The sequence below is a fragment of the Bacillus spongiae genome (genome assembly GCF_037120725.1).
Classification (GTDB): domain Bacteria; phylum Bacillota; class Bacilli; order Bacillales; family Bacillaceae_K; genus Bacillus_CI; species Bacillus_CI spongiae.
On the sequence record NZ_JBBAXC010000006.1, the window covers coordinates 226,168 to 250,228 of the forward strand.

At 35.4% G+C, this 24,061-nt stretch carries 23 protein-coding genes and 1 pseudogene; 19 read left to right on the forward strand and 5 right to left on the reverse strand.

The features are described from left to right. Positions 1-65 precede the first annotated feature (65 nt). The 6 genes from WAK64_RS09680 to WAK64_RS09705 all read left to right on the forward strand — a co-directional run bounded on the left by WAK64_RS09680 (position 66) and on the right by WAK64_RS09705 (position 4,806). Positions 66-278, forward strand: a complete 213-nt coding sequence (locus WAK64_RS09680) for a hypothetical protein (protein ID WP_336586758.1) — start codon at positions 66-68, stop codon at positions 276-278. Beyond that, on the forward strand, positions 278-673 hold the full coding sequence (locus WAK64_RS09685; protein ID WP_336586759.1) for an SMI1/KNR4 family protein: 396 nt from the start codon (positions 278-280) through the stop codon (positions 671-673). Before WAK64_RS09680 ends, WAK64_RS09685 begins: the two co-directional genes overlap by 1 nt. Positions 674-1,193: 520 nt before the next feature. Next, entirely contained in the window at positions 1,194-1,769 is a 576-nt protein-coding gene (locus WAK64_RS09690; RefSeq protein ID WP_336586760.1) for a suppressor of fused domain protein, read from the forward strand. A 350-nt stretch (positions 1,770-2,119) separates the two neighbouring features. Next, on the forward strand, positions 2,120-2,554 hold the full coding sequence (locus WAK64_RS09695) for an SMI1/KNR4 family protein (protein WP_336586761.1): 435 nt from the start codon (positions 2,120-2,122) through the stop codon (positions 2,552-2,554). Between the two features lie 401 nt (positions 2,555-2,955). Further along, positions 2,956-3,495 carry an RNA 2'-phosphotransferase gene (locus WAK64_RS09700; RefSeq protein ID WP_336586762.1) on the forward strand — a complete coding sequence of 180 codons (540 nt, stop codon included), beginning with the start codon at positions 2,956-2,958 and terminating at the stop codon, positions 3,493-3,495. A gap of 807 nt (positions 3,496-4,302) precedes the next feature. After that, positions 4,303-4,806 carry a DNA topology modulation protein gene (locus WAK64_RS09705; RefSeq protein WP_336586763.1) on the forward strand — a complete coding sequence of 168 codons (504 nt, stop codon included), beginning with the start codon at positions 4,303-4,305 and terminating at the stop codon, positions 4,804-4,806. Positions 4,807-4,885: 79 nt separating this feature from the next. On the opposite strand, the gene WAK64_RS09710 is transcribed toward WAK64_RS09705, so the two are convergent. Beyond that, positions 4,886-5,029 (reverse strand): hypothetical protein, encoded by a 144-nt coding sequence (locus WAK64_RS09710; protein ID WP_336586764.1) that lies wholly within the window; start codon positions 5,027-5,029, stop codon positions 4,886-4,888. Positions 5,030-5,325: 296 nt separating this feature from the next. On the opposite strand from WAK64_RS09710, the gene deoD reads away from it, so the two are divergent. The 4 genes from deoD to WAK64_RS09730 all read left to right on the forward strand — a co-directional run bounded on the left by deoD (position 5,326) and on the right by WAK64_RS09730 (position 8,951). Further along, positions 5,326-6,030: a purine-nucleoside phosphorylase gene (gene deoD / locus WAK64_RS09715; protein ID WP_336586765.1), complete on the forward strand. Its 705-nt coding sequence runs from the start codon at positions 5,326-5,328 to the stop codon at positions 6,028-6,030. Positions 6,031-6,182: 152 nt separating this feature from the next. Beyond that, complete coding sequence (locus WAK64_RS09720) at positions 6,183-6,386, forward strand: heavy-metal-associated domain-containing protein (RefSeq protein ID WP_336586766.1); 204 nt, start codon at positions 6,183-6,185, stop codon at positions 6,384-6,386. A 400-nt stretch (positions 6,387-6,786) separates the two neighbouring features. After that, on the forward strand, positions 6,787-7,386 hold the full coding sequence (locus tag WAK64_RS09725; RefSeq protein WP_336586767.1) for a YitT family protein: 600 nt from the start codon (positions 6,787-6,789) through the stop codon (positions 7,384-7,386). A gap of 14 nt (positions 7,387-7,400) precedes the next feature. After that, positions 7,401-8,951 carry a lmo1851 family serine protease gene (locus WAK64_RS09730; protein ID WP_473700445.1) on the forward strand — a complete coding sequence of 517 codons (1,551 nt, stop codon included), beginning with the start codon at positions 7,401-7,403 and terminating at the stop codon, positions 8,949-8,951. A 1,329-nt stretch (positions 8,952-10,280) separates the two neighbouring features. Here WAK64_RS09730 and WAK64_RS09735 read toward each other — a convergent pair. Together WAK64_RS09735 and WAK64_RS09740 are read right to left on the reverse strand one after the other, a co-directional pair. Next, positions 10,281-11,414, reverse strand: a pseudogene (locus WAK64_RS09735) (glycosyltransferase family 4 protein); the annotation flags it as partial. Next, positions 11,411-12,511 (reverse strand): CotS family spore coat protein, encoded by a 1,101-nt coding sequence (locus WAK64_RS09740; RefSeq protein WP_336586768.1) that lies wholly within the window; start codon positions 12,509-12,511, stop codon positions 11,411-11,413. The gene WAK64_RS09740 and the pseudogene WAK64_RS09735, both read right to left, overlap by 4 nt. Before the next feature lie 421 nt (positions 12,512-12,932). Between WAK64_RS09740 and galU the strand changes: the two genes are divergently transcribed. The 5 genes from galU to WAK64_RS09765 all read left to right on the forward strand — a co-directional run bounded on the left by galU (position 12,933) and on the right by WAK64_RS09765 (position 18,531). Then, a complete protein-coding gene (gene galU / locus WAK64_RS09745; protein ID WP_336586769.1) occupies positions 12,933-13,814 on the forward strand; it encodes a UTP--glucose-1-phosphate uridylyltransferase GalU in 882 nt (293 codons plus the stop codon). Positions 13,815-13,861: 47 nt separating this feature from the next. Then, entirely contained in the window at positions 13,862-15,166 is a 1,305-nt protein-coding gene (locus tag WAK64_RS09750) for a UDP-glucose dehydrogenase family protein (protein WP_336586770.1), read from the forward strand. A gap of 77 nt (positions 15,167-15,243) precedes the next feature. Beyond that, positions 15,244-16,230, forward strand: a complete 987-nt coding sequence (locus WAK64_RS09755; RefSeq protein ID WP_336586771.1) for an NAD-dependent epimerase — start codon at positions 15,244-15,246, stop codon at positions 16,228-16,230. Between the two features lie 327 nt (positions 16,231-16,557). Then, a complete protein-coding gene (locus WAK64_RS09760) occupies positions 16,558-17,469 on the forward strand; it encodes a CobW family GTP-binding protein (RefSeq protein ID WP_336586772.1) in 912 nt (303 codons plus the stop codon). A gap of 126 nt (positions 17,470-17,595) precedes the next feature. Next, a complete protein-coding gene (locus WAK64_RS09765) occupies positions 17,596-18,531 on the forward strand; it encodes an aldo/keto reductase (RefSeq protein ID WP_336586773.1) in 936 nt (311 codons plus the stop codon). 139 nt (positions 18,532-18,670) lie between these two features. On the opposite strand, the gene WAK64_RS09770 is transcribed toward WAK64_RS09765, so the two are convergent. Continuing rightward, positions 18,671-18,916, reverse strand: a complete 246-nt coding sequence (locus WAK64_RS09770) for a DNA alkylation repair protein (protein ID WP_336586774.1) — start codon at positions 18,914-18,916, stop codon at positions 18,671-18,673. A gap of 55 nt (positions 18,917-18,971) precedes the next feature. Between WAK64_RS09770 and WAK64_RS09775 the strand changes: the two genes are divergently transcribed. From WAK64_RS09775 to WAK64_RS09785, 3 genes are all read left to right on the forward strand, one after another. Next, entirely contained in the window at positions 18,972-19,241 is a 270-nt protein-coding gene (locus tag WAK64_RS09775) for a hypothetical protein (protein WP_336586775.1), read from the forward strand. A 213-nt stretch (positions 19,242-19,454) separates the two neighbouring features. After that, entirely contained in the window at positions 19,455-19,979 is a 525-nt protein-coding gene (locus tag WAK64_RS09780) for a GNAT family N-acetyltransferase (RefSeq protein ID WP_336586776.1), read from the forward strand. A 71-nt stretch (positions 19,980-20,050) separates the two neighbouring features. Continuing rightward, on the forward strand, positions 20,051-20,830 hold the full coding sequence (locus WAK64_RS09785; protein ID WP_336586777.1) for an SDR family oxidoreductase: 780 nt from the start codon (positions 20,051-20,053) through the stop codon (positions 20,828-20,830). 10 nt (positions 20,831-20,840) lie between these two features. On the opposite strand, the gene WAK64_RS09790 is transcribed toward WAK64_RS09785, so the two are convergent. Beyond that, positions 20,841-22,199: an MATE family efflux transporter gene (locus tag WAK64_RS09790; protein ID WP_336586778.1), complete on the reverse strand. Its 1,359-nt coding sequence runs from the start codon at positions 22,197-22,199 to the stop codon at positions 20,841-20,843. Positions 22,200-22,775: 576 nt separating this feature from the next. Between WAK64_RS09790 and WAK64_RS09795 the strand changes: the two genes are divergently transcribed. Beyond that, the gene (locus WAK64_RS09795; RefSeq protein ID WP_336586779.1) at positions 22,776-23,861 is read left to right on the forward strand and encodes an undecaprenyldiphospho-muramoylpentapeptide beta-N-acetylglucosaminyltransferase; all 1,086 of its coding nucleotides are present in this window, start codon (positions 22,776-22,778) and stop codon (positions 23,859-23,861) included. The last annotated feature ends 200 nt before the right edge of the window (positions 23,862-24,061 follow it).

Here is a 24,061-nt window from a genome sequence, read left to right on the forward strand (position 1 = left end):
AAAAAACGATATGGATGAGAAAGGTTATTTGAGTCCTCAAAAGAATCGTGCTTCAGGATATCATAATGAAAAATAATCAGATAACTTTGTTCAGTTCGCACCATCCGAATCAGGATAAATGGGCAAATTTAAATATAGAAGGTAATAATACAGATATCACACATGAGTTCAATACGGGATATCCAGAAATGATAGACACTGGTGTGAACATGAAAGATGCACAGAAATCAGTGCGTAATGCGTATAAATATTTTGATAGCTTAGGAGCGTTTAAATAATGGTTGATTTAACTAAATTAGAAATGGATTACAATAATCCTCCAGGGTCTAATGAAGACATTGTTCAAATTGAAAAGTTAATGAACACTATAATCCCAATAGCTTTTAAAGAGTTATTACTAACATCAAATGGTTTCTTAACAACTGAAGGTGTATTTATTTATGGAACGGAGGATATTGTTGAAAGAAATAAAACATGGGAAGTAAATCAGTATGCTCATGGATACATTGCTATTGGTGATGATAGTGGTGGGAGAGTATTTTTAATGGCTGCTGATACTGATTCGTCCCAAGTAATTATTTCAGATAGCGGTGACATGAATCTAAGTCATGCTGATTTTATGACAAATGATTTAGTAGAATGGGTATCTCGTGGTTGTACCATTCCTGAATAACTAAGGAAATCAAATATTATTTAAACTTTGATTGGCAATGGAAATCAGTTTAAACTACCAATAAATTAAATAACGGAGGAATCTTCTTGAACCCGAAGTAGCAGGAGGGAGACGAACCTTTTGAGTGGGATGTTCAATTATCAAGAACAGGGAAAAGGAAAATTTACTAGTGAGAGTCATAAATTATTAGGATTACTCCTTATTGGAAAATAAATGATGTGTATGTAATTTGAATAAAACTAGAACTCTTAGATGAAAGAGATAATATGGAATTTAATAAAATTCTAGACAAGATAGCAGATAAATGGATAGGATTCGGGAATCCACCATATGAACTTTTGGCTTCAAAGACTACTGAGGGGTGCAACTTTATATTTGATGGTATTAGTATGATAACTATTCTCTTTGATTATGTTAATAACCTTAAGAAAAATTATATAAGGTTTTTATAGTTCATCAAATAGAAGCCATAAAGGTGAGGACTTGACTGACAATTATTTTGGTTATAAGGAGGTTTAGTGTGAGTATTTCTAATGAAAATAAAATAATTGCAAAATCCGCTTTAGAAGCTTTGGGCGGGAAACCGAGTGTCTCAAAATATTGGGATGAAAATAATGTCAGTAATATTGATATGCTTTCAACTATTAATAGACCTTATGATGGAATAACATCATACTCAACTATTGGACTATCCGATCATTCAATTGAATTTACGGTCGAGGCAACTCCTTTAAGAATAGAAATTGTGGGAGCGAGTGATAATGAGTATGATCTATTCCCAAATGTATTAGCAACCTGTTCTTTTTGTATTATAAATTCAAAATTCTCAGTATCGCCTGGTCAAGTTTTTCATGATGTGGTTAGCATGTATTACCCCGATATGGAGATGAAACACATTTTATTTGTGCTTCCCTTTTTGTTTGAAGGTTTAAGGACGCTAGATTTTCCAAATAAAAAAGTAACTTGGCTACTTGCTGTTCCAATTTCTGAGAATGAATATCTATTTGCACAAGAAAATGGAACAGACTCATTAGAGGATTTATTCGAACAGGAAGACATAGACATATTTGATTTAGAGCGAAAGTCTATATTGTAGGCCTCCTGTTCTTTACCTTATATGACTATTTCGTTTCAAGATAATTTACTACAAGTTTATAATTGATAATTAAAGATTGTAGTAAAAGTGAGTTAAAAAGGCATTGAATTAAATAAGAACGGTCCGAAAAATGGTATAAAGGTGAAGGATTTTGCTAGTTTAAGCGAATAGAACGTATTATTAAATGAGCAATAGTTCCCCCGTCAGCCCTTCTAGAAATTAAACGAATTTGAGGTTCTTGATGGAATCAGCTCAAAATACGATGCGAAAAGAACGAATAGCTTTACGTGTAGGAAAATAGAGTATTATTTTAATACACTAGGTGTTAAGTTTGAAAGGATTGATAATTAATGAACATACTAAACAATATCAGTAGTGTTTACAGAATTGATGCCAGACAGTTCCCTTCAAAAAAAGAAGAGATCAAAGCACTTCAGGAACTTTCAACAATAGATGTACCTACAGAATATATAGAATTAATTCAGCTAGGTTCAGACATTGAGATTAATGTTAGCAACCAAATGTATATTCGAATTTGGGGAGCATCAGGGTGCATAGAAATGAATGAAGCTTATGAAGTGCAGAGATACCTCCCGAATTCACTCGCAATTGGTGATGATGAAGGAGGTGGTGCATTAATCTATCTACATGGTAAAGAGGGTTTTGGGTTATACCATAACAGATTCGCAGATTTGGACATTGAGGAGGCAGTGAGAATTGCACCATCGTTAACGGAATTATTAGTAAATAATGTAGGTGTAAATACTCTATTAGACAATTGTTAATAATCAGAGACCTTGATTAACTTTATAGTCTTTAAGTTTTTTAGTGATTTAGAACAGAATATAATTATAGAAGCTTTGAATGAAGAGTTGATGATTGAAAGAAGGTTTAAGAGGATAGTGATGATGACATTATATTAATACACCCTCAAATTACAACTAAACACGAGAAGGTAAAGCAAGTAATCCTTCGATTATGGATTTAAAGACTGGGATAGAATAAAATGTGTGATAATTTGGGGAGATGGCATTTGATGTGTCAGGAGTATTTACCTGGGGATATCTTGAAGAACTAACAAGAAGTACAAAGCTCTGAGTGATTAACAATAGGGAACTATTTTGGGATTGATTTAAAGTAGCTATTGATAAAATGAATAAATTTGATTAAGAAAGAAGTTGTGTATATGGATTTATTGAAACTTAGTAAGGAGTTATCGTTTGCTTTACGACATTCGCCTTGGGAATATGAGTTAGAACTAGATAGTGAAGGGTGGGTAAATGTAGAACAAGTTTTAAATGCTCTAAGACATAATCTAGAATGGGAATCATTAATGCAAGATGATTTGAGGAGGATGATTGAGGTCTCAGATAAAGAACGGCATCAGATTCAGAATGGAAGGATAAGAGCATTATACGGTCATTCGGTTCCTCAAAAAATAATGAAAAAAGCGGGGATACCTCCATCTGTTTTATATCATGGGACAGCAAGACATTTAGTTGAACAGATTTTTTCTAACGGGCTTCAACCAATGACAAGGCAGTATGTACACTTGTCAATTGACACTAACACAGCAAATTTAGTTGGAAAACGTAAAGATTCAAACCCTATAATACTAAAGGTGCAGGCTAAAAAGGCTATCGAGGAAGGCATAAAGTTTTACCAAGGTAATAATAAAGTATGGTTGGCAGATTATATTCCTCCTAAGTTCATATGTTTAGATTAATATCAATCAATTGCTTAAACCTTTAATGGCTATATGTCTTTTAAGGTTTTTTTATTAAATCTACTAATATTTGAGTAGGACAATATGAAAAATTTATTACTACATATGAGATAATAGCGAACCTAGCAACATAAATGATCATAGCTGATGTATACAGGTATTGAAACACTATTTCTCTGAAATCCATAACGCATGAAGGAAGTACCATCATAGAATATTACTATAACAGTTTAAGTTAATAAGAACATTTCGAGATGATACTTTTTAAGACAAGAAAGACTATATACTGCAACTTTGAATAACGAGGACGATATCACGCATCCACATTGGTTTTACATAATTCTTGTCAATACAAAAAAAATCTCATAGAAAATTTGCCAGCACTTGATTGCCAGCGTAGGTGAAGAGTGCTTATTGTATTTAGCTGTTAAAAGGACATAAACAAATATGAGTAAAATGAGCACAGTAGGGAAACGTGTGATTTATAAATAAACTTGGTGCAAAGAAGCAAAATGATTGTTTTGACTTGTAATACTAGTAACAAAAGTAATATTTTGGAATAGGTTTACATAAAAAGCACGATACAGCTGTTATCATCAATTATTGGCAGGAGAAACTAGGTGAAAGTTTAGTTATTAAGAATAAGCCATTCATTTAATTACCTACCTTTTAATAGAAGAAAGCAATAATATTTGTCCGGTAAAAAGTCCAAGGAATGTTGGAGCAACTAAAGGATTACGAAGTTGAGTTATAAAAAGAGAGTGATATTATTGGTAGGAGTAGAAATATAGAGGCTGGTGGAATAATTTGAAGAAAATTGCTCTTATTGGTTCAGGTGGTTCAGGAAAATCCACATTGGCCACTGAACTAGGAAATAAGTTGAATATAAATGTTTTTCACTTAGATCAATTATTATGGAACCCTAATTGGGCTGCGACATCTTATGAAGAGCAAAGACAAATCCAAAATGAATTATTAAGTGAATCATCATGGATTATTGATGGGAATTACAATCGTACGATGGATATAAGGCTGGAGGCTGCTGATACGATTATTTTCCTTGATATCTCCAGGTATATTTGTGTTTCACGTGTATTTAAAAGAAAGCTTAAATACCATAACCGAACAAGGCCTGATATGAGAGAAGGCTGCATTGAAAAATTCGATTTGAAATTTTTGAAGTGGGTATGGGATTATCCTAAAACAAAGAAGCCTAATGTTCTAAATAAATTAAATCAATTGAAAAAGGAGAAAGAAATTATTATTTTAAAAACGCCAAAGGAAATTAAACAATTTTTACAGAATGTATAAGCTCAATTGCCCAAAAAGCACCGATCTTACGATACTCTTTGGGGAGAAGCATTCTTCTAAATTTACTAAACGTGTTGCTTTATAAATTGTGCCCTGGTCCATTTTTTCGACTTTCGGCTGATTGCTCCTTTTTGTGAGCGTTTAATTCGGCATCTGTTATTTCATTAGGAAGATGGTTATTCTTTTTTTGTCCATTTATTCGATTTCGATGCTTTTTACCCATTACAAAACACCTTTCTTATAATTTTTCTCGGTCGCTTTTAGAAGAGTTTGGTTTTGTCCGACTCCGTGAAGAAGGTGTCGTTTCGTTTGCATGCTGAACAGCCTGTTTTAGTTTTTTTTGATTCTTACTCAATAGTATCCCTCCCTAATATCGCGTTCGTAAATAGTATTTCCGAAAGAGGGCATAATACACATAATTGTTCATTGATAATTTTGTAGAAAACTCGTACAATGGTAAAGGAATGATGTCAGACCTCTTCTGACAGAGGTCTTCATTAAAAACAGGAGGTTTCATTTATGAGTGTACATATTGGTGCTAAAGAAGGACAAATTGCAGAAACGGTTTTATTACCAGGGGATCCATTGCGTGCGAAATATATTGCAGAAACATTTTTAGAAAATCCAGAATGCTACAATGAAGTTCGTAACATGTTTGGATATACAGGAACGTATAAAGGAAAACGTATTTCTGTACAAGGTACAGGAATGGGAGCTCCTTCTATTGCTATCTACATTAATGAATTAATGCAAAGCTACAATGTCCAAAACTTAATTCGTGTTGGAACATGTGGAGCGATTCAGAAGGATGTTAAAGTTCGTGACGTAATTTTAGCGATGACTTCATCAACGGATTCTCAAATGAATCGATTAACATTTAATGGCATTGATTATGCTCCAACGGCTAACTTTGAATTACTTAAAAACGCATACGATGCAGGGGTAGAAAAGGGACTAAGTTTAAAAGTAGGAAATGTTTTCACTGCAGACATGTTTTACAATGATAACGCTGATCACGAGAAATGGGCGAAATACGGAATTTTAGCAATAGAAATGGAAACGACTGCGTTATATACGCTAGCGGCAAAATATGGCCGTAATGCACTTTCAGTCTTAACGGTAAGTGATCATATCATCACTGGAGAAGAAACGACTTCAGAAGAACGTCAAACAACATTTAACGAGATGATTGAAGTAGCACTAGAAGCAGCGATTAAAGAATAATTTATGAAAGGACAAATGAGTTATTGCTCGTTTGTCCTTTTTTAGTGCTGAAATTTCCTTTTTTTCTTTTTGCGAAGAAGAGAAAGCGGTGAGTACGAGTAGAAGGTTAGTGGCACACTACCTGGTAAGTAATGAAGAAAGTGTGGGGTTATATGGAAACAACGATTAAGGTTCAAGGGATTACGGTAGAAAATGCACAAAATATTCGTCAAAACCTCCAAAATATACATGGTGTAAAAACCGTTCATGTTCATCTTGATAGCAGTAAAATTGAAGTAGCATTTGAAGGAAATCAGGTCACAGAAGATCAGCTAAAAACAGCATTACGGAACGAGTCTGGTATTCCTGTTTGGTAGTTATCAATCGAATTACATATATAATAGAAGGAAAAAAGAACCACGAATAGCTCCGTATAAAAATTAAGAGAGCTTATTCGTGGCTTTAGTGGTAAGGGTATATGATTATTTGTACTTTAAATTTGACACATTGCTGACACACTCCAATTGTATGATAGAAACTGAAAGATATCCCCTCCAAAATCGATGAATGATAGTTCTTATGACCTATAAAAATATACCCCTTACAATGACAGCTATAATTATGGTCTCCAATGTAGATTGCTATTAATTTTCTGATTTTATAGTTATTCTATGGTCTTAGTTTAAACAATAGTCATAACATGTATAGTAGGAAGAGACGTTACCCTTATCTAAACAACAACATCTCTTCTTAATTGTTGGACTGTTGGAGGGGATTATGAGGGTACAAATCGTAAAGATTGTTTGTGGGAGCCTTTTTATCGGATTGGGCATTAATGGTTTCTTTGTTCCTCATCAATTATTAGATGGTGGAATGATTGGAATTGGTTTATTATTTCATTACTGGTTAGGATACCAACCAGGTTTTGTTATGATTGTATTAAGCTTTCCACTATATTTTTTTGCATTTATAAAAGACAAGCATTTGTTTTATAATAGTATTCATGGATTATGGCTTTCATCGTTATTTATCGATATGTTCACACCTATACAAAGAATGGTCTCGTTTCCCTCTCATGCTAGTGTGCTTTTAGGAGGAGTCCTAGTGGGTTTAGGAATCGGTTTATTATTACAGGCGAATTCAGCCTCTGGCGGAATTGACCTCGTTGCACAGCTAATTAGTAAAGCGACAGGAATTAATGCAGGAATTATTATCTTTATTATTGATTTTATGATTCTTTCTTTGGGGACCGTCATTCTAGAATTGCATTCCTTTATTTTATCTATCATGGCCATTATGATTGTTGCGATTGTGACAAGTTTGTTAACTTATGAAGCAAAAAAACAGATTCCTCCTCAAAATATCAAGAAAATTTAAGAAGTTAATGTTTGTTGGAGTCCCTTAAAAATGCTATTCTAGATAGAGATAGTCATGTATTTTTACACAGTATGAAAGTGGTGAAAGGTTTGGATCAGGAGAATAATGAGGTAAACGGAGAAGATAAAGAAACAACTGGTTATATTAAAATTGGGAAGTTTCCATTTTTTATGTTGATGTTTTTATTAGTATTTGCAACAGCAGGAATCATTACATTTGCGTTAGCATTTGGCAACGATAAGGCGGTTAATCTGGGTGTCCCAGAACGAACTGAATTTGAAAAACTATATGAAGCTTATGATAAATTAAATGAAAATTACTTTACTGAACTTGAACGAGAAGCTCTTGTAGAGGGTGCTATAAATGGGATGGTAGAATCTTTAGACGATCCTTATTCTGACTATTTGTCAGTAGAAGAAGCGGAGCAATTTGATGAAGTAATCAGTTCTTCATTTGAAGGCATTGGGGCAGAAATTCAATCTAAAAATGGTTTTATTACGGTTGTATCACCAATTAAAGGAGCTCCTGCTGAGCGTGCAGGATTAAAACCAAACGATCAAATATTAGCCGTTGACGGTGAAAGTGTACAAGGATATAGTACAACGGAGGCTGTAACCATTATAAGAGGAGAAAAAGGGACGGATGTTGTGTTAACCATTCAACGCCCCGGTGCCTCTGAAACATTAGATGTAACAATTACTAGAGATGAAATTCCAATTGAAACAGTTTCTTCAGAAATGAAAGAAAACGGAGTCGGCTATCTTCAAATAAAGACATTCTCAGAAAACACATACCAAGAAGTGACGAGTGCATTAACAACGCTACAAGAAGAAAAAATGAAAGGGTTAGTGATTGATTTGCGTCAAAACCCTGGTGGGTTGTTAGATGAAGCAATCAAAATCTCAAACTTATTTGTCCCTGAAGGTGAGATCATCTTACAAATTGAAGATAACGAAGGCAATCGCCAACAAGTTGTTGCAGAAGCTGGCAATAAAATAGACCTTCCGATTTCAATTCTCATTAATGAAGGAAGCGCCAGTGCTTCCGAAATTCTTGCTGCTGCTGTTAACGAAACAGTGGAAGTGCCATTGATTGGTCAAAAATCTTTCGGAAAAGGCACAGTTCAAAGTGCTGAACCATTTGAGGATGGTTCTAGTCTGAAAATGACCACAAGCAAATGGTTAACACCTGAAGGTAATTGGATACATACGGAAGGAATTGAACCAACTCATCAAGTATCATTACCAGAGTATTCTAATTTACCTTACATTGAACCAAGCAATGAATGGAAGGAAAATGATGTTTCTGATCAAATAAAGGCAGCGGAAGAAATGCTACAGATTCTTGGCTATGAGCCAGGAAAATTGGATGGCATTTTGGATAGTGCTGCAGTTGAAGCATTAAAAGAATTCCAAAAGGATGAATCAATTGAAGTCACAGGCATTCTTACTGGTGATACAACAGTCACCTTAATGGAAAAAATCCAAGAAAAACTTCTTGAAGATGATCCTCAATTGAAAAAAGCAATCGAGGTTTTAAATACGAATGAGGGTAAGTCAGAGTAATAATCACAAAGCATGGTTATATAGTAAATAAAAGAAAAGAAACATTGATTCTTTGGAAAATAGTAATTGAAGCTTTCTTAAATATGACGCAAAAACACTTGGACCCAATCTCCAAGTGTTTTTTGCTTTTTGATTTATGTCCACTTTGACTGAGTTCTCGTAGCGTGTAAGTAATATGTTAGAATGTGTCGTTTCCTTTCCTTCCTCCCTCCCTGGTAGTAAATTAGGTTATCTTGAGCTGAGAAAAAACAATAGTAAATTCCTTCATCCAAACAATTTGAGTGTTTATGAAATGGCTACACACTTTAGCAAGATTTTAGCATGTAGCCTTAAATATCATGTGTTCGCTTATTTGTTTTTTGACTTCTTATCGCATTTGGATTTTTTATCACATTTAGATTTTTTATCACATTTAGATTTTTTATCACATTTAGATTTTTTATCGCATTTGGATTTTTTATCGCATTTGGATTTTTTATCGCATTTGGATTTTTTATCACATTTGGATTTTTTATCACATTTGGATTTTTTATCGCATTTGGATTTTTTATCGCATTTGGATTTTTCATTGCATTTGGATTTTTCATTGCATTTGGATTTTTTATTGCATTTGGATTTTTTATTGCGTTTGGATTTTTTATTGCATTTAGATTTTTTATCGCACTTGGATTTTTGCTTAGATTCAGAAGTATCATCGTCAGTTGATTGCTGACTGTTATCATCAGTAGTGGTAACGGAATCAGAATCAGTAGAAGGTTGGGTGTTAACATCAGTAGTGGTAATGAAATCAGAATCAGTAGAATCTTGAGTGTTAACATCAGCAGTGGTAACGGAATCAGAATCAGTAGAAGGTTGGGTGTTATCATCAGTAGTGGCAATGAAATCAGAATCAGTAGAATCTTGAGTGTTATCATCAGTAGTGGTAACGGAATCAGAATCATCAGGAGGTTGGGTGTTATCATCAGCAGTGGCAACGGAATCAGAATCAGTAGAAGGTTGGGTGTTATCATCAGTAGTGGCAACGGAATCAGAATCAGTAGAAGGTTGGGTGTTATGATCAGTAGTGGCAACGGAATCAGAATCTGCAGTGTTTAGGGTAGAATCATCGGTAGTTAAAATGGGTTCAGAATCAGTAGAAGCATGGGTAGAATCATCAGTAGTGGAAATGGGAATAGAATCAACAGGTGGTTGAGCATCTTCGTCTTCAGCTTGTAAAGGGTCGAGTTCTTTCGGTTCGTCTTCTTTTAATTGTTCGGTATATTCATCGGATAATTCCTCGTTCGTACCATCAGAGTGTAGCGGAGCTGAAGGGGTCTCTTCCATTTTAAAAGCCTGGTCCCACACCTCGAGTAATTCATTGGCAACTCTGTCCCACTGATATAGAGAAATCGCTAATTCCCGTCCATTTCTTCCCATGTCCTTCATCAACGATTTGTTTGATAATATTTTTGAGATTTTCTCTGTAAAACAAGCAGGATCCTCAGGGGTTTCTACAACAAACCCATTTTCTCCTTCTATAATTACTTCAGGGTTACCACCTCTCGCTGTCGTAACAATCGGTAGCCCTGCTGCCATCGCTTCGTAATGTACTCTCGCTAAGGGTTCCTGCCATTGTGAGGTACAAACAAATAAATCTGCTGCTGCGAACCATTTTTGTATTTCACTAGGTAACACAAATCCTGTTGTCACAACGGGGACAGGTAGCCTTTTAGCTAGTGCTTTTACATAAGCCACATAATCGGTTATATCATTTTGACTAAACCATTTACTTCCGACGATGACTAACGCTAAATCACTATACTTTTTCGATAGTTCTTGTAAAGACCTAACTAATTTATCTACCCCTTTGTTATAAGAAAGTCTTCCAGCAAATAAAATGACGGTTTTATTTTCGATTCCATGGTCTTTACGAAGTTCCTTGCGAATGCCTTGTATGTCTTTATGGTCCCCAGGTAAGAAACGGTCTGTATCTACTCCAGAATAAATGGTATGAATAGGAGGAGAATCTGGATAATTATGACGGATTACACTCCCTACGTAATCACTTACGGTAGTAATCTTAGACACTTCTTTTAGGGCGCTTTCAGCTTCATTTCGATCAATCTTGTCTGGATTAAACATATCGTTATGCATACTCAACGTGATTTTTGATTGAGGTGCTGCATTTCGAACAGGGAGAACAAGTCTTGGTCTGTTAAAAATATGGATCAAATCAAATTGTCTCGATTCAACAAATTGAACGACTCCTTCTCGGTAAATTTCAAGTATCTTTCCTGGTACGCGAACATATTCAATGCCATCTATTTTTTCCTCATTGGGAAGTGAGGGGTCACTAATACCTAAAACGGTAATCGTATGATGCTCCTTTAAATAGGGAAGAGTACCAGAAATATAAGTTTGGATCGCACCACCTAATACAGGTGGAACAGGAAGCTTTTCGGTACAGATCATTAGGATGTTCATGTTAACTCCACTCCCTTCCAATCATTTTGAATTTCATCCAACGCTGGCCACTTTGTTTTATCTGTTTCGACAATGTCTTGTATTAATTGGGCTGTTTCATATGTTAGGAACAGCTCGGGGTCATACACCATTTCTTTAATATTTTTATAAAATTCATTAGGGAGCGACAGGTCAATCATTAAAATATCATAAAGGTCAGCAGAGATTGGGTTAGCTTCGTGGTATGCCTTGATCATTTCTCTAATCCACGTCACATCCCATCTAAATAAATCGGCCATTGTCCCCGTTATCAGCTTGCGTAAATCGCGGATTGGGAGGTCATAGGCGACACCGTCTAGGTCTATAACCCACATCCCATTTTCACCCATCTGTCCGTTAGACCAACCATAATCTTGATGAACTAGCCCCCAATAGGCATTTCCTGGTTCAACTAAGCTTAAATAATTTGATTGATTCAACCTTTCCAAGCTTCTTTTCGCTTGTTCTTCAAATTCATCAACGACATTTAATATATGAGGGCTTGCTTCCATTTCTGGATAAACGTTGGCGATGTTTCGAAACCAATCCATTTTATTAATTATTTTTTGGTAATATTTTGGCCATTTATATAGACGTGAGGCTGTTTCAGCTTGATGGGGAGGAACATACCCCTTGCTTAAACGATGAAACTCTCCAAGAGCATAACAAAGCAGCTTGGCCCCTTCTAAATCCTTTGTAACGGGTTCAAGAGGTTCAATCCATTCTGCAACGAACCATAGCTTTCCTCCTGACTCAACATAATTGCTTCCGTCAGAGGTTGGAATAATAGCGGGAACTCTTGCGTTTTGAGTGACGACAAAATACTCTTGGGCACCTAAACTAAACATACTTCTAGTAGGTCTTCTGTGTAATAGTTTTAAACTTTTCGGTCCTGTACTTGTATCAAGCTTCCAAATAGCTCCACCTTTATCAGGCTTTGTTGTAATGATTTGAATGCTCTTTACGGAAAAATCATAACTTTTTAGAACCTCAGTGGCTAAATTTTCTATATATTCAGGTACATAGAATTCGTAGGTTAGTTCGTCATCCTCCCAAGGTTCAATGATTTGATCTTCCACATTACCACTCCTTTGAATGTAAGTAGCACTTTTTACCAGATGATGGTTTGTTTACATGCTATTTCATAACAGAATCATGATTAGAAAAATAGTATTATTGTTTTTATTTCAACTATAAAATTTCATCCTTTCTGGTATATGGGTACTTTATATTAACCTATGTATAAAGAAATCTTTTGTATGGGACAAATCAATCAATTTATTAAGTATTTGTAAATTTTCGTGAGTATACAAGTAGTATTTACCTAATAATGGAAAGTGTGAGATGAGAGAGGTTTTATAAGCTTCATTTTCGTTCAATACACCAAATTTTTAACAATTATGAGCAATATCCCCATGCACTTTTTATTATGCCATCATAATAATATAGTAATAGTTAAAATTTTTTATAATGAAGGTTGGTATTAGGAGAGATGTAGAGGTGAAAATTCGAAAAGCAATTATTCCAGCAGCAGGACTTGGTACGAGGTTTCTTCCAGCAACGAAGGCGCTACCGAAAGAGATGCTTCCTATTGTAGACAAGCCAGCGATTCAATACATTGTCGAAGAAGCTGTGGCATCAGGTATTGAGGATATTATCATCATCAGTGGTCGTAACAAACGGTCAATTGAGGATCATTTTGATAAATCACTTGAATTAGAAGAAGCATTGATAAAGAAAAACAAGCAATCTTTACTTCAAGAAGTAAGGAATATATCTGACATAGCAAATATTCATTATATCCGTCAGAAAGAGCCTAAAGGCCTAGGACATGCTATTTATTGCGCAAAGAGCTTCGTAGGAAATGAACCATTTGCTGTTTTATTAGGTGATGATATTGTAAATTCGTCCAAGCCTTGCTTGCAACAATTAATGGATGTCTTTGACCGGTATCATTCATCCATCGTGGGTGTACAGCAAGTATTGGATAAAGAAGTCTCTAAATATGGGATCATTAAACCAAAAGGCAGTGAAGTTGAAGAAAATGTGATAAACATTGAAGCACTGGTGGAAAAACCGGATATCGAAGAAGCTCCGTCACGTTTTGCCATTATGGGTAGGTACATTTTAAGACCCGAGATCTTTGAAGTTTTAGAAAATCTGGCGCCAGGGTCTGGGGGAGAAATACAATTGACAGACGCTATCAATATTATGAATCAAACTCAAGCTGTGTTTGCTTACCAATTTCAAGGTCAGCGATATGATATTGGAACGAAAGTAGGCTTTATAAGAGCCACGATAGATTTTGCGATACAGCGCCCTAACTTTAGAGAAGAAGTATTACGGTATTTAAATGAAGTGATTATCCTAGAAGATAAATGATTTATAACGATTTTGGGGTTTTACATCATGTAAAAAGGGGTGAAATAATGAATATAGGAATCATTGGTGCAGGGTATGTTGGAATGACAACAAGTGTTGCTTTTGCTAAATATGGACATACAGTATTCGTTATCGACCATGATCAAGACAAAATAAATCAGTTAAATCAGTCCATTCTTCCTTTTTATGAAGAGGGGATAGAAAATTTATTAAATGAATTAGTTAAAGAAGGGAAGCTTTTTTTTATAACTAATCTAGAAGAATGTATCGATCAATGCGACATTTTATTTATTACCGTTGGTACACCATCCTCAAAGGAAGGCGTTGCGAATCTTTCCTTCGTGGAAGCAGCTGCAAAAGAAATAGCCAGTAGGATTAAAACGGATCAGGTTATTATGATGAAGAGTACCGTTCCGGTAGGTACAAGTAGAAAAATAAAGGAAATGATACGTAAAGAAGTAGAAAAAAGAACAGAAGATATCTCGTTTGAGCTTGTTTCAAATCCTGAATTTTTAAGAGAGGGGAAAGCATTATTTGATGCTTTGTACCCAGAAAGAATTGTTGTAGGTTGTGAGACAGAAAAAGCACGAAGAAAAATGGAGGAATTGTATAAAGATTTCAACTCCCCCATCCTATTTACAACGTTGGAAGATGCAGAAATGATTAAATATGCTGCGAATTCTTTTTTAGCTACAAAAATATCTTTTATGAATGAATTAGCGAGGCTCTGTGATAAAGTAGGGGCTAATATCAATCAAGTTGCCAAAGGAATGGGGATGGATAGTAGAATTGGACCTCAATTTCTACAAGCGGGCATAGGCTTTGGAGGCTCATGCTTTCCAAAAGACATAAAGGCTTTATTAGCGTTAGCAAACGTTGAAGAGGCCCCATTGCACATCCTTCAAGCTGTATCAAATGTAAATCAGACACAGGTAAATTGGTTTATGGAAAAAATGGAACAACAATTGAGTGGACTTTCGAAAAAACGAATTGCCATCTTAGGTTTGACGTTTAAACCAGAAACGGACGATATAAGGGAAGCTTCGTCTTTAAAGGTTATTGACTTTCTTTTACGACGTAATGCCAGTATTATTGCTTTTGACCCAAAGGGGATAGAGCATGTTAAAAAGATATATCCTTCTATCCATTATACTTCGAACCCTTATGAAGCTTTGAAAGGAGCAGAAGCAGTTTTACTCGTAACAGAATGGAAAGAGATTGTTGAAGTCGACTGGGAAAGTGCAAAGGACATCGTCGCTCAACCGTTTATATTTGATGGAAGAAATGCACTGGATCCAGCTACAATGGAGAATTTGGGGTACCGATATGTGGGAATTGGTATTGGTAATTGATTTTGATTTCGTGTAAGCTTCTTATATCAATATGATTTCGGTCGATTAGGTAGAATGGGAAAGAAGGCGGTTTGCTAATGAAGGAGTTTATCAAAGGAATATTTATCACGGGTTGTGCAGGTTTTATAGGATTTCATTTTTCAAAGCGGCTTTTAGATGAAGGCTTTCACGTGGTGGGTGTAGATAATATTAATGATTATTATGATACAAACTTAAAAGAGGACAGGTTAAACATATTAAAGAAATATACGAATTTTAAGTTTATCCATGGGTCAATCGAAGAAAAAGAGCTATTAGACAATTTGTTTGAGCAATTCCAACCAGAAAGTGTTGTCCATTTAGCTGCACAAGCAGGAGTAAGGTATAGTTTGGAAAACCCTCAAGCTTATATTCAATCAAATCTTGTTGGTTTCGCCAATATTTTAGAATGTAGTCAAAAGCATCAAGTTCATCATTTATTATATGCATCCTCCAGTTCAGTATATGGCAATAATTCGAAGGTTCCTTTTTCTGTTCAGGATCGTGTGGATCATCCGGTTAGTTTGTACGCCGCCACTAAAAAAGCAAATGAGTTAATGGCTCATACTTACAGTCATTTATACAACCTTCCGACAACCGGTTTACGCTTTTTTACGGTTTATGGACCTTGGGGTAGACCAGATATGGCTTATTTTTCATTTATACGTGCTATTAGTAATGGAGAGCCTATTGAGGTATATAATTATGGAAAGATGAGAAGAGACTTTACCTATATTGATGATGTCGTTGAATGCATCATGCGATTATGGAAGAAAGGACCTTCATTAGATCATTCCCTTCCTTATAAAATCTATAACATTGGACATAACCAGCCTGTACAATTAAGTGATTTTATCGATGTGATAGAAAAAAATATCGGTAAGAAAGCTGTAAAAAAATTATTGCCAATGCAACCAGGTGATGTGCTCGAAACATTCGCGGATATAGATGATCTCGAGCAAGAAATAAACTATAAACCAATGGTTTCAATTGAAGAGGGCATCTCTAAGTTTGTGAAATGGTATAAAGAGTACTATACTACGTAAGTGAAAGAGATTGTTCATTGTATATGAAGGAGAAGGGCTGATAGCAAAGTTGACAAGCATTCAGGCCATTTCGATGTAGAATACAAATAAAGCATGATGATGGAGTTTGTTTCATAAAGTAGACAAACTCTTTTTTATGGAAGAACAATATACATTATAGCCAAAACGAACAAAGATGTTGCATGAACTTTTGGCTACCACAATCGAATAAATCTCTTCTTGATGATCAGTTAAAAATCGTCTTATTTTATTGAGATTACTATGGATTTCGATATGTATCTGATACTATATTAAGTATGTTCAGTAGGAAAAGAAAGGAATACAAATATGAAAAGAGAAGTATATATATTATCCGGATTTTTAGGTAGTGGAAAAACAACTTTACTAAAAAACATGATTACCATGTTTAAAACTCAAGGGAAGAAACCAGCAGTGTTAATGAATGAATTAGGGAAAGTGTCAATAGATTCCCATGAGGTGGAAGAGGGAACCCCCTTAAAAGAATTATTAGATGGATGTATTTGTTGTACCCTTCAAGAGAAGTTAGAGTCACAATTACAAGAATTGTTGTTTAATAAAGAATGGGACGTACTTATTATTGAGACGACAGGTGCTGCTCATCCTGTTGAAGTATTAGATAGTGTGATGTCTCCTTTATTTGCTCATCAGTGGTCCTTTAAAGGCATTATTACAACGGTTGATGTTCATTTATGGAAAAATCGACAGGATCTTTCACCTCAAGTCCTGCAATTATTAAGAGAGCAAATTAAACATGCTCACTTAATTTTATTAAATAAAACAGATTTATTACTTGAGATTGAAGTTGGTCAGGTAGCCTTTGAAATGCAATCGATTAATTCAACAGCTCGAACGATCCTAACGACAAAAAGTAATCTCTCCTTAACAGATATTCAATCATTAAATCCAAGTGAAGAAGGTATTCAGCAGGCAGTGGAAAAGCATGATCGTAAGCAAGCATTACTTCAAGCCTTTGTATACACGTTTAATCATTCAATTGATCAAGAACAATTTGAGCAGTGGCTCCATCAATGTCCTGATACCATTTATCGAATGAAAGGATATATTCCATTTACTGGTTTTAAATATCCTTATTTATTTCAATATTCCTATGGAATGCCATTGTACTTTCCAGAAGATATGAATATGCCCAATAATTTGGTCATCATTGGGGAGGAATTAAATATAGAGAAATTGAAGGAAGAGCTTTCTAATTTGTAATTTGGACGATTTTAAAACAGAAGCTAAACGAAGCAATCAACCTAACAATAAGGATTTGCTGTTCAATCAGTCTAAAATATTATGGGGGAAGACTCGTAAAGGCCCTAAATAGAAAGGAAGTTTACTATGAACTATCGACAGTTAGGGAATACTGGAATACGTGTTTCAGAAGTGGGATTTGGCGCTTGGCAACTTGGAAATAAAAAAGATTGGGGCGAAATGGAGGATGGACAAGCCATTCAACTTGTGCATGAAGCCATTAGTCAAGGGTGTAACTTCTTCGATACAGCCCCTAATTATGGAGCAGGAATAGGCGAAGAATTATTAGGTAAGGCGTTACTTGGTAAGCGAGATCAAGTCGTTATTAATACTAAATTTGGTCACCATCCAAATAATGTCCAAAATTTTGACGTGAAGCAATTACGGCAATCGCTTGAATCCAGTTTAAAGCGACTGCAAACTGATTATGTAGACTCAATATTATTACATAACCCTCCTTTTGAGTATTTAAACGGAAATAGTCCTCATTATGAAGAGTTGGAAAAATTAAAGGCAGAAGGAAAAATACGCGCTTACGGAGCCTCCGTTGATACAAGTCGTGATTTGACGGAATTAATGAAAACAACGAATAGCCAAGTTGTTGAAGTTATGTATAATATCTTTCATCAAGAGCCAGCCTCTGCATTTAAGTTGGTTAAAGAGAAAGAAGCTGGACTAATTATAAAAGTTCCGTTAGATTCAGGCTGGCTTACAGGGAAATATACAGAAAATAGTAGATTTGAAGGCATCAGAAGTCGTTGGACTACAGAGCAAATAAAGCAAAGAGCTACATTATTATCTAAATTAGGGTTTCTTACAGAAGACGGCACATCAATCGTGCAAGCTGCACTGAGGTTTATCTTAGCTCGTAATGAAGTATCAACGGTTATACCAGGCGCAAAAAACAGTAAGCAATTAAGCGAAAATTTATCAGCTACAGAGAAAGAACTGCCGGAAGAAATGCTAACTCAAATTCAGCAGCTATGGGAGAATGAATGGAAGCATCTAGCATTGCCTTGGTAGGAAGCTGCTTTATGGGCAACGATGGAAAATAAAGGCGCGAATCGAAAGCGATTAGGATAAATAGATGATTAGTTTTACGCCGCACTTCGATCTGTTTTAAAAGCCCCCTATATAGTAGGGGGCTTGCCGCATTTGAAGATTAATAATGACTCTCACCAAATTTAGCAAATGTTTTTTCATCTTCAATTAATCCACATGCAGCACATTGAATACGATACTCGGGACCATTATAAGGTAAATGAAAAGGGCCAGCGTCGTGATCGTTAAAAGACTCTACTATTTCTCCTGATTCAGGATTAATTTTAACGGCATGAGAAATTTGCTCAATCATATTAAAACGAGTTTTGTTCGTTTTACAATTTGGACAGCGATAGGGAGTAGACATAATATACTGTCCTCCTTTCATCGTTTTGATTAGTATTTGTCAAGGAGCTGATTTTATGAAAGATATTACCTTATTAGAAGAATATAAAAAATTGTGGAATAATCGCTCATTCACTGTCGATAAAGGTAATGAAATAGACGTATTAGTAAGTTCAATTAAAAGCGAATTATTGGACGAAGCCACTCACCCTCGTTTAAGAAGAGCAAAGGAAGATAAATTACTACTCGCAATCAACCGCATTATGGGTTCAGATATGACTGATATTGCAAAGGTCAAAATCATTCAGTATTATGTCCAACAATTTCAGCAACTAGAAAATAACTAAACTGAAGTAAACGTTAAGGAATTCACATGCCTTGAAAAAATTATCTAAATATAATAATATTTATAATGTAGTTAAGTACTGCAACAATTTAACGTCATAAAAAACAGTTCTAATTTTGGAACTGTTTTTTAATTCATAAATATAGCATGATGAGATCGTGAAATCCAAATACTATATGTGAGTTTGTGACGCCGAATATAGGAGGAGATGAAGATGGAAAAAATAAGAAAAGGGAAAGTATCAGACATAGATAAAATAATGGAAATCGTAAGAGATACCATTGATGTGATGAAGGAAAATCATAATGACCAATGGACAGAAGAGTATCCGAGAAAACAAGATTTTCAAAATGATATTCAAAATGAAACTCTTTATGTTGCGGTTAATGAAGAGGATGAGCCAATTGGGATGATTACCGTTGATCAAGAAGAGGCAGAAGAATATCGTCCGATATCTTGGAGGGAAAAAGGAGATGCCTTTGTATTTCACCGAATCGCCGTAGATGTTAATGTCCGCGGGGGAGGTATTGCCTCAAAATTAATTCAGCATGCTGAAAAAGTGGCAATGGAACAAGGTGTTCCTTATATGAAAACAGATACGTATAGTAAGAATAAAGTCGCTCAAAAACTATTCGAAAAAAATGGATATCGAAATATAGGCACAATCCCAACACTATTTGGAAAAAGCAATCCATTCTTTGCCTACGATAAAATTCTTACGGATGAATCATCGCTATAATTCTTGAAAGTTGCAATAATGTTCCATTCAGAATAGTATGTACATAAAGCCATGTTTGTGGAGAGGATTTAATGAAAAGGAAAAATGTCTTAATAACAGGTGGAGCGAAAGGGCTTGGAAAGAAAATAGCTCGAGAACTAGCATCACTTGGTCATACAATTTTGATTAATTATCGACATAGTGAGGACGAAGCGAATAGATTGGTTAAGGAACTACAGCATACATATAATGTTCATGCAAAAGCGATTCAATGTGATATTTCTAATTCCGAAGAGTGTTCAAACATGATGGAAAATATCCTTGAAGAGTATCATCATATTGATATTTTTATCCATAATGCTGGTCCATATATTAAAGAACGAAAAAACTTTGATACTTATAGCAATGAAGAATGGGATTACATCGTAAATGGTAATTTAAACTCTGCTTTTTATCTATCAAAATTGATTGTTCCGTCCATGAGAGAGCGGAAGTGGGGAAGAATTATTAGCTTTGGTTTTGACCGTGTTGAAACGGCTCCTGGCTGGATATACAGGTCTGCCTTTGCTGCTAGTAAAGCTGCCTTAGCATCTTTTACGAGAACGCTCGCCATTGAAGAAGCATCAAATGGGATTACAGCTAATATGGTTTGTCCAGGTGACATACATGAAGAATGGAAGGAAAGTACCATAGCGTCTGTACGAGAACAGGTGGATGAAACGGTTCCAGTTGGGCGTCCAGGAACAGGTGAAGACATAGCAAGAGTAGTTGCTTTCTTATGTGAGGAAAAAGCAGATTTTATGACCGGAAGTATTATCCCTGTAACTGGGGGCAAAGATGTGTTAGGTAAATATTATCGTAAAGAGGGCTGATACAGATGTATCAGCCCTTTTCTAGTCGTATATTCTTTTTTTGAACAAGATAGAGTCTTCCTGAAAGTGTAATTGCACCTGCAGTTAGACCAGCAATCAACCCAATCCAATAACCAAAAGGACCTGCATCTGTATAATTCGCAAGGGTGTACCCAAGTGGTAGCCCAATGATCCAGTAGGATAGTAAGGTCATCATAAATGTGACATTTACATCTTTATAGCCTCTCAAAGCCCCTTGAACTGGTGCTTGTATGGCATCTGATAGTTGGAAAAATAACGCAAATAATAAAAATTGAGCCGTTAGTTTAACTACTTCTGGTGAATCAGAATAAATGGAAGCAACGGCTTCTCGTTGGAAATAAAGAAAGACTCCGCAAATAATGGAAAACAATACAGCTGTCAAGATGCCCATTATGGCATATTGTTTTGCTTCTCTATATCGTTTCGCCCCAACTTCAAAGCCTACCACAATGGTTAAAGCAAGGGAAATACTTAACGGAATCATATATAGAAAGGAAGCAAAGTTAATCGCAGACTGATGAGCGGCGATCACCACAGCTCCATATTCGTCCATAAATAAAGTGACTGCTGAAAAGATACTTGTTTCAAAGAAAATGGATAAACCAATCGGAAGCCCTATTAAAAAGATTTCCTTCCATTTTTTTAAGGATATTGGAAAGAAGGTCGAGAAAATTTGATAAGTTTGAAACGGACGCTTCGTCTGGATGATGTATAAGGATAGAAATAATAAAATCCAATAAGTAATAGAGGAAGCAATTCCTGCCCCAACACCTCCAAGTTCAGGTAGACCAAATTTACCGAAGATAAACATATAATTAAACATAAAATTTAATGGAAGCGATGTTAACGTAATAATCATCGACACTCTTGTATAACCTAAAGCATCAATGAATGAGCGTAATACATTAGAAATAAACAAGGGAATAATTCCAAATGATAAAGCAATTAAGTATTCTTTAGCGACTCGACGTGTTTCCTCCGAGATGGCTAAATTATTTAAAAGCGGTTCAAGTACAATAAACCCACTGATGATGACAACGACGGATAGAGCTAGTGAAGCATATAGACCTTGAACGACTGAAAAGGAAACATCTTCCTTATTGTTTGCTCCTATATTTTGTGAAACAATTGGCGTGATAGATAATAATATCCCACTTAGCCCAGTAAATACCGGAATCCAAATTGAAGACCCTATTGCCACACCAGCTAAATCAATATGTGAATATTGACCGGACATCATTGTATCAAAAAAGCTCATCGAGAACATTCCTAATTGAGTAATCAGAATTGGAACTAATATAATAAATAATTGAATGATTTTTTCTTTTGTTGAAAATGTTTGTTTCATAACCATTCTCCTTCATCACAGCTTAAATAAGATTCAATCTATATTGTGGTAAATTATAGCACAGGAATTTTTGAAAGGGAGGATTTAAATAATTCTGTCTTATCTTTATAGGAAGTAAAGTGTGAAAGGCATAGACGAGTAAATATGTTAGGTGTTCACGGTATCACGTTTTAAAATGAACGGACTTCTTATAATAGTGTGCATCAGTAAACATCAAGGATGCGAAGGACGTATATTTTTGTGAATATAATCATAAAAAATATATGAAACGTAGCCTGTTTGCTAACTGTAGATTACTACACTTACCTAGAAAGTGTAATGTAGACAATAATAGAGATGAGTAATGTAAACGAGTATGATATGGTAGAATAGTGGGATGAGTTCTTTCAATGTCAACACGTATCGTGCATAAGTAGCCTAAAGCTATTATAGTCAGACATTTTAAGAGGCTCGCTCTACAATAGATTCAAACGAACGAATCAAGAGTGTTTATCAAGCTTGAATTAATTATGTAGTTTGAACTTTTCGGGGATGTATAAATAGATAAAATTTATAGAAAGAACGGAGTAACAACGAATGAACAAAAAAATATTATTTACAGGTGGCGGGTCCGCGGGACATGTGACTGTTAACGTAGCGCTAATTCCCTATTTTTTAGAACAAGAATGGGATGTAACGTATATTGGCTCAAAAGATGGGATTGAAAAAGAAATCATTACGAATGAATTTAGTCAAATACCATATCATGGGATTTCTAGTGGGAAGTTAAGAAGGTACTTCTCTTGGAAGAATTTCACGGATCCTTTGCGCGTCATGAAGGGTTTTATGGAAGCCTATTCAACAATAAAAAAGGAGAAGCCTTCCGTTATTTTCTCAAAAGGTGGATTTGTTTCAGTTCCAGTAGTAATGGCCGCTAAAATGGCAGGTGTCCCTGTGGCCATTCATGAATCTGATTTCACCCCAGGCTTAGCTAATAAACTAGCAGCTCCTTTTGCAACAAAAATATATACGACATTTCCAGAAACTTTGAAGGCTCTACCTGAAGAAAAAGCTGTCTGTGCGGGAGCTGTGATTAGAAAAGAGCTATTTGAAGGAGATGCGAAACAAGGTCGTCGACTAGCAGACTTCCATAGTGCCAAACCCATTTTATTAGTGATGGGAGGAAGCTTAGGAGCAAAGAAAATTAATGAAGCGATTCGGACGAATTTATCAGAACTTCTTAAGACCTTTCAAATTATCCATATTTGTGGCAAGGACAATGTAGATCCATCATTTAATCAAGAGGGCTATCGTCAATATGAATATGTAACAAGTGAACTGCCGCATTTTCTCGCAGCTACAAACTATGTCGTTAGTCGGGCAGGCTCAAACTCCATTTTTGAATTATTGGCTTTGAAAAAGCCGATGCTTTTAATTCCACTTTCAAAAAATGCGAGTAGAGGCGATCAAATCATCAATGCGGATTCGTTTGTAAAGCAAGGTTATGCTTTAAAGCTAGAAGAGGAAGAGTTAACAAATGACTCCTTTCTATTAGCAATCCGTCAGTTACAAGAAAAACGACAAGAAATGATGGAGAATATGGACAAATCTTCAGGTGCTATGACGATTGAAGAGATGTTTTTACAGCTTACCTCTATGAGAAAAACGGGAAAGAGCAAATAATCATGAAAAGACCACTTAAGGTTCTGCACCCCAAAAGTTAGAGTTAAAAACTAATTTTTGGGGTGTTTTTGTATGGAAAAATATAGTGACGATTTAAAATTAACCATTGTTAAAGAATATCTAGAAGGACCAATGGGATTTAAGTTATTGGCTAAAAAATATGGCATTCCTGATAATGGACAAATTAGAAGATGGGTAAA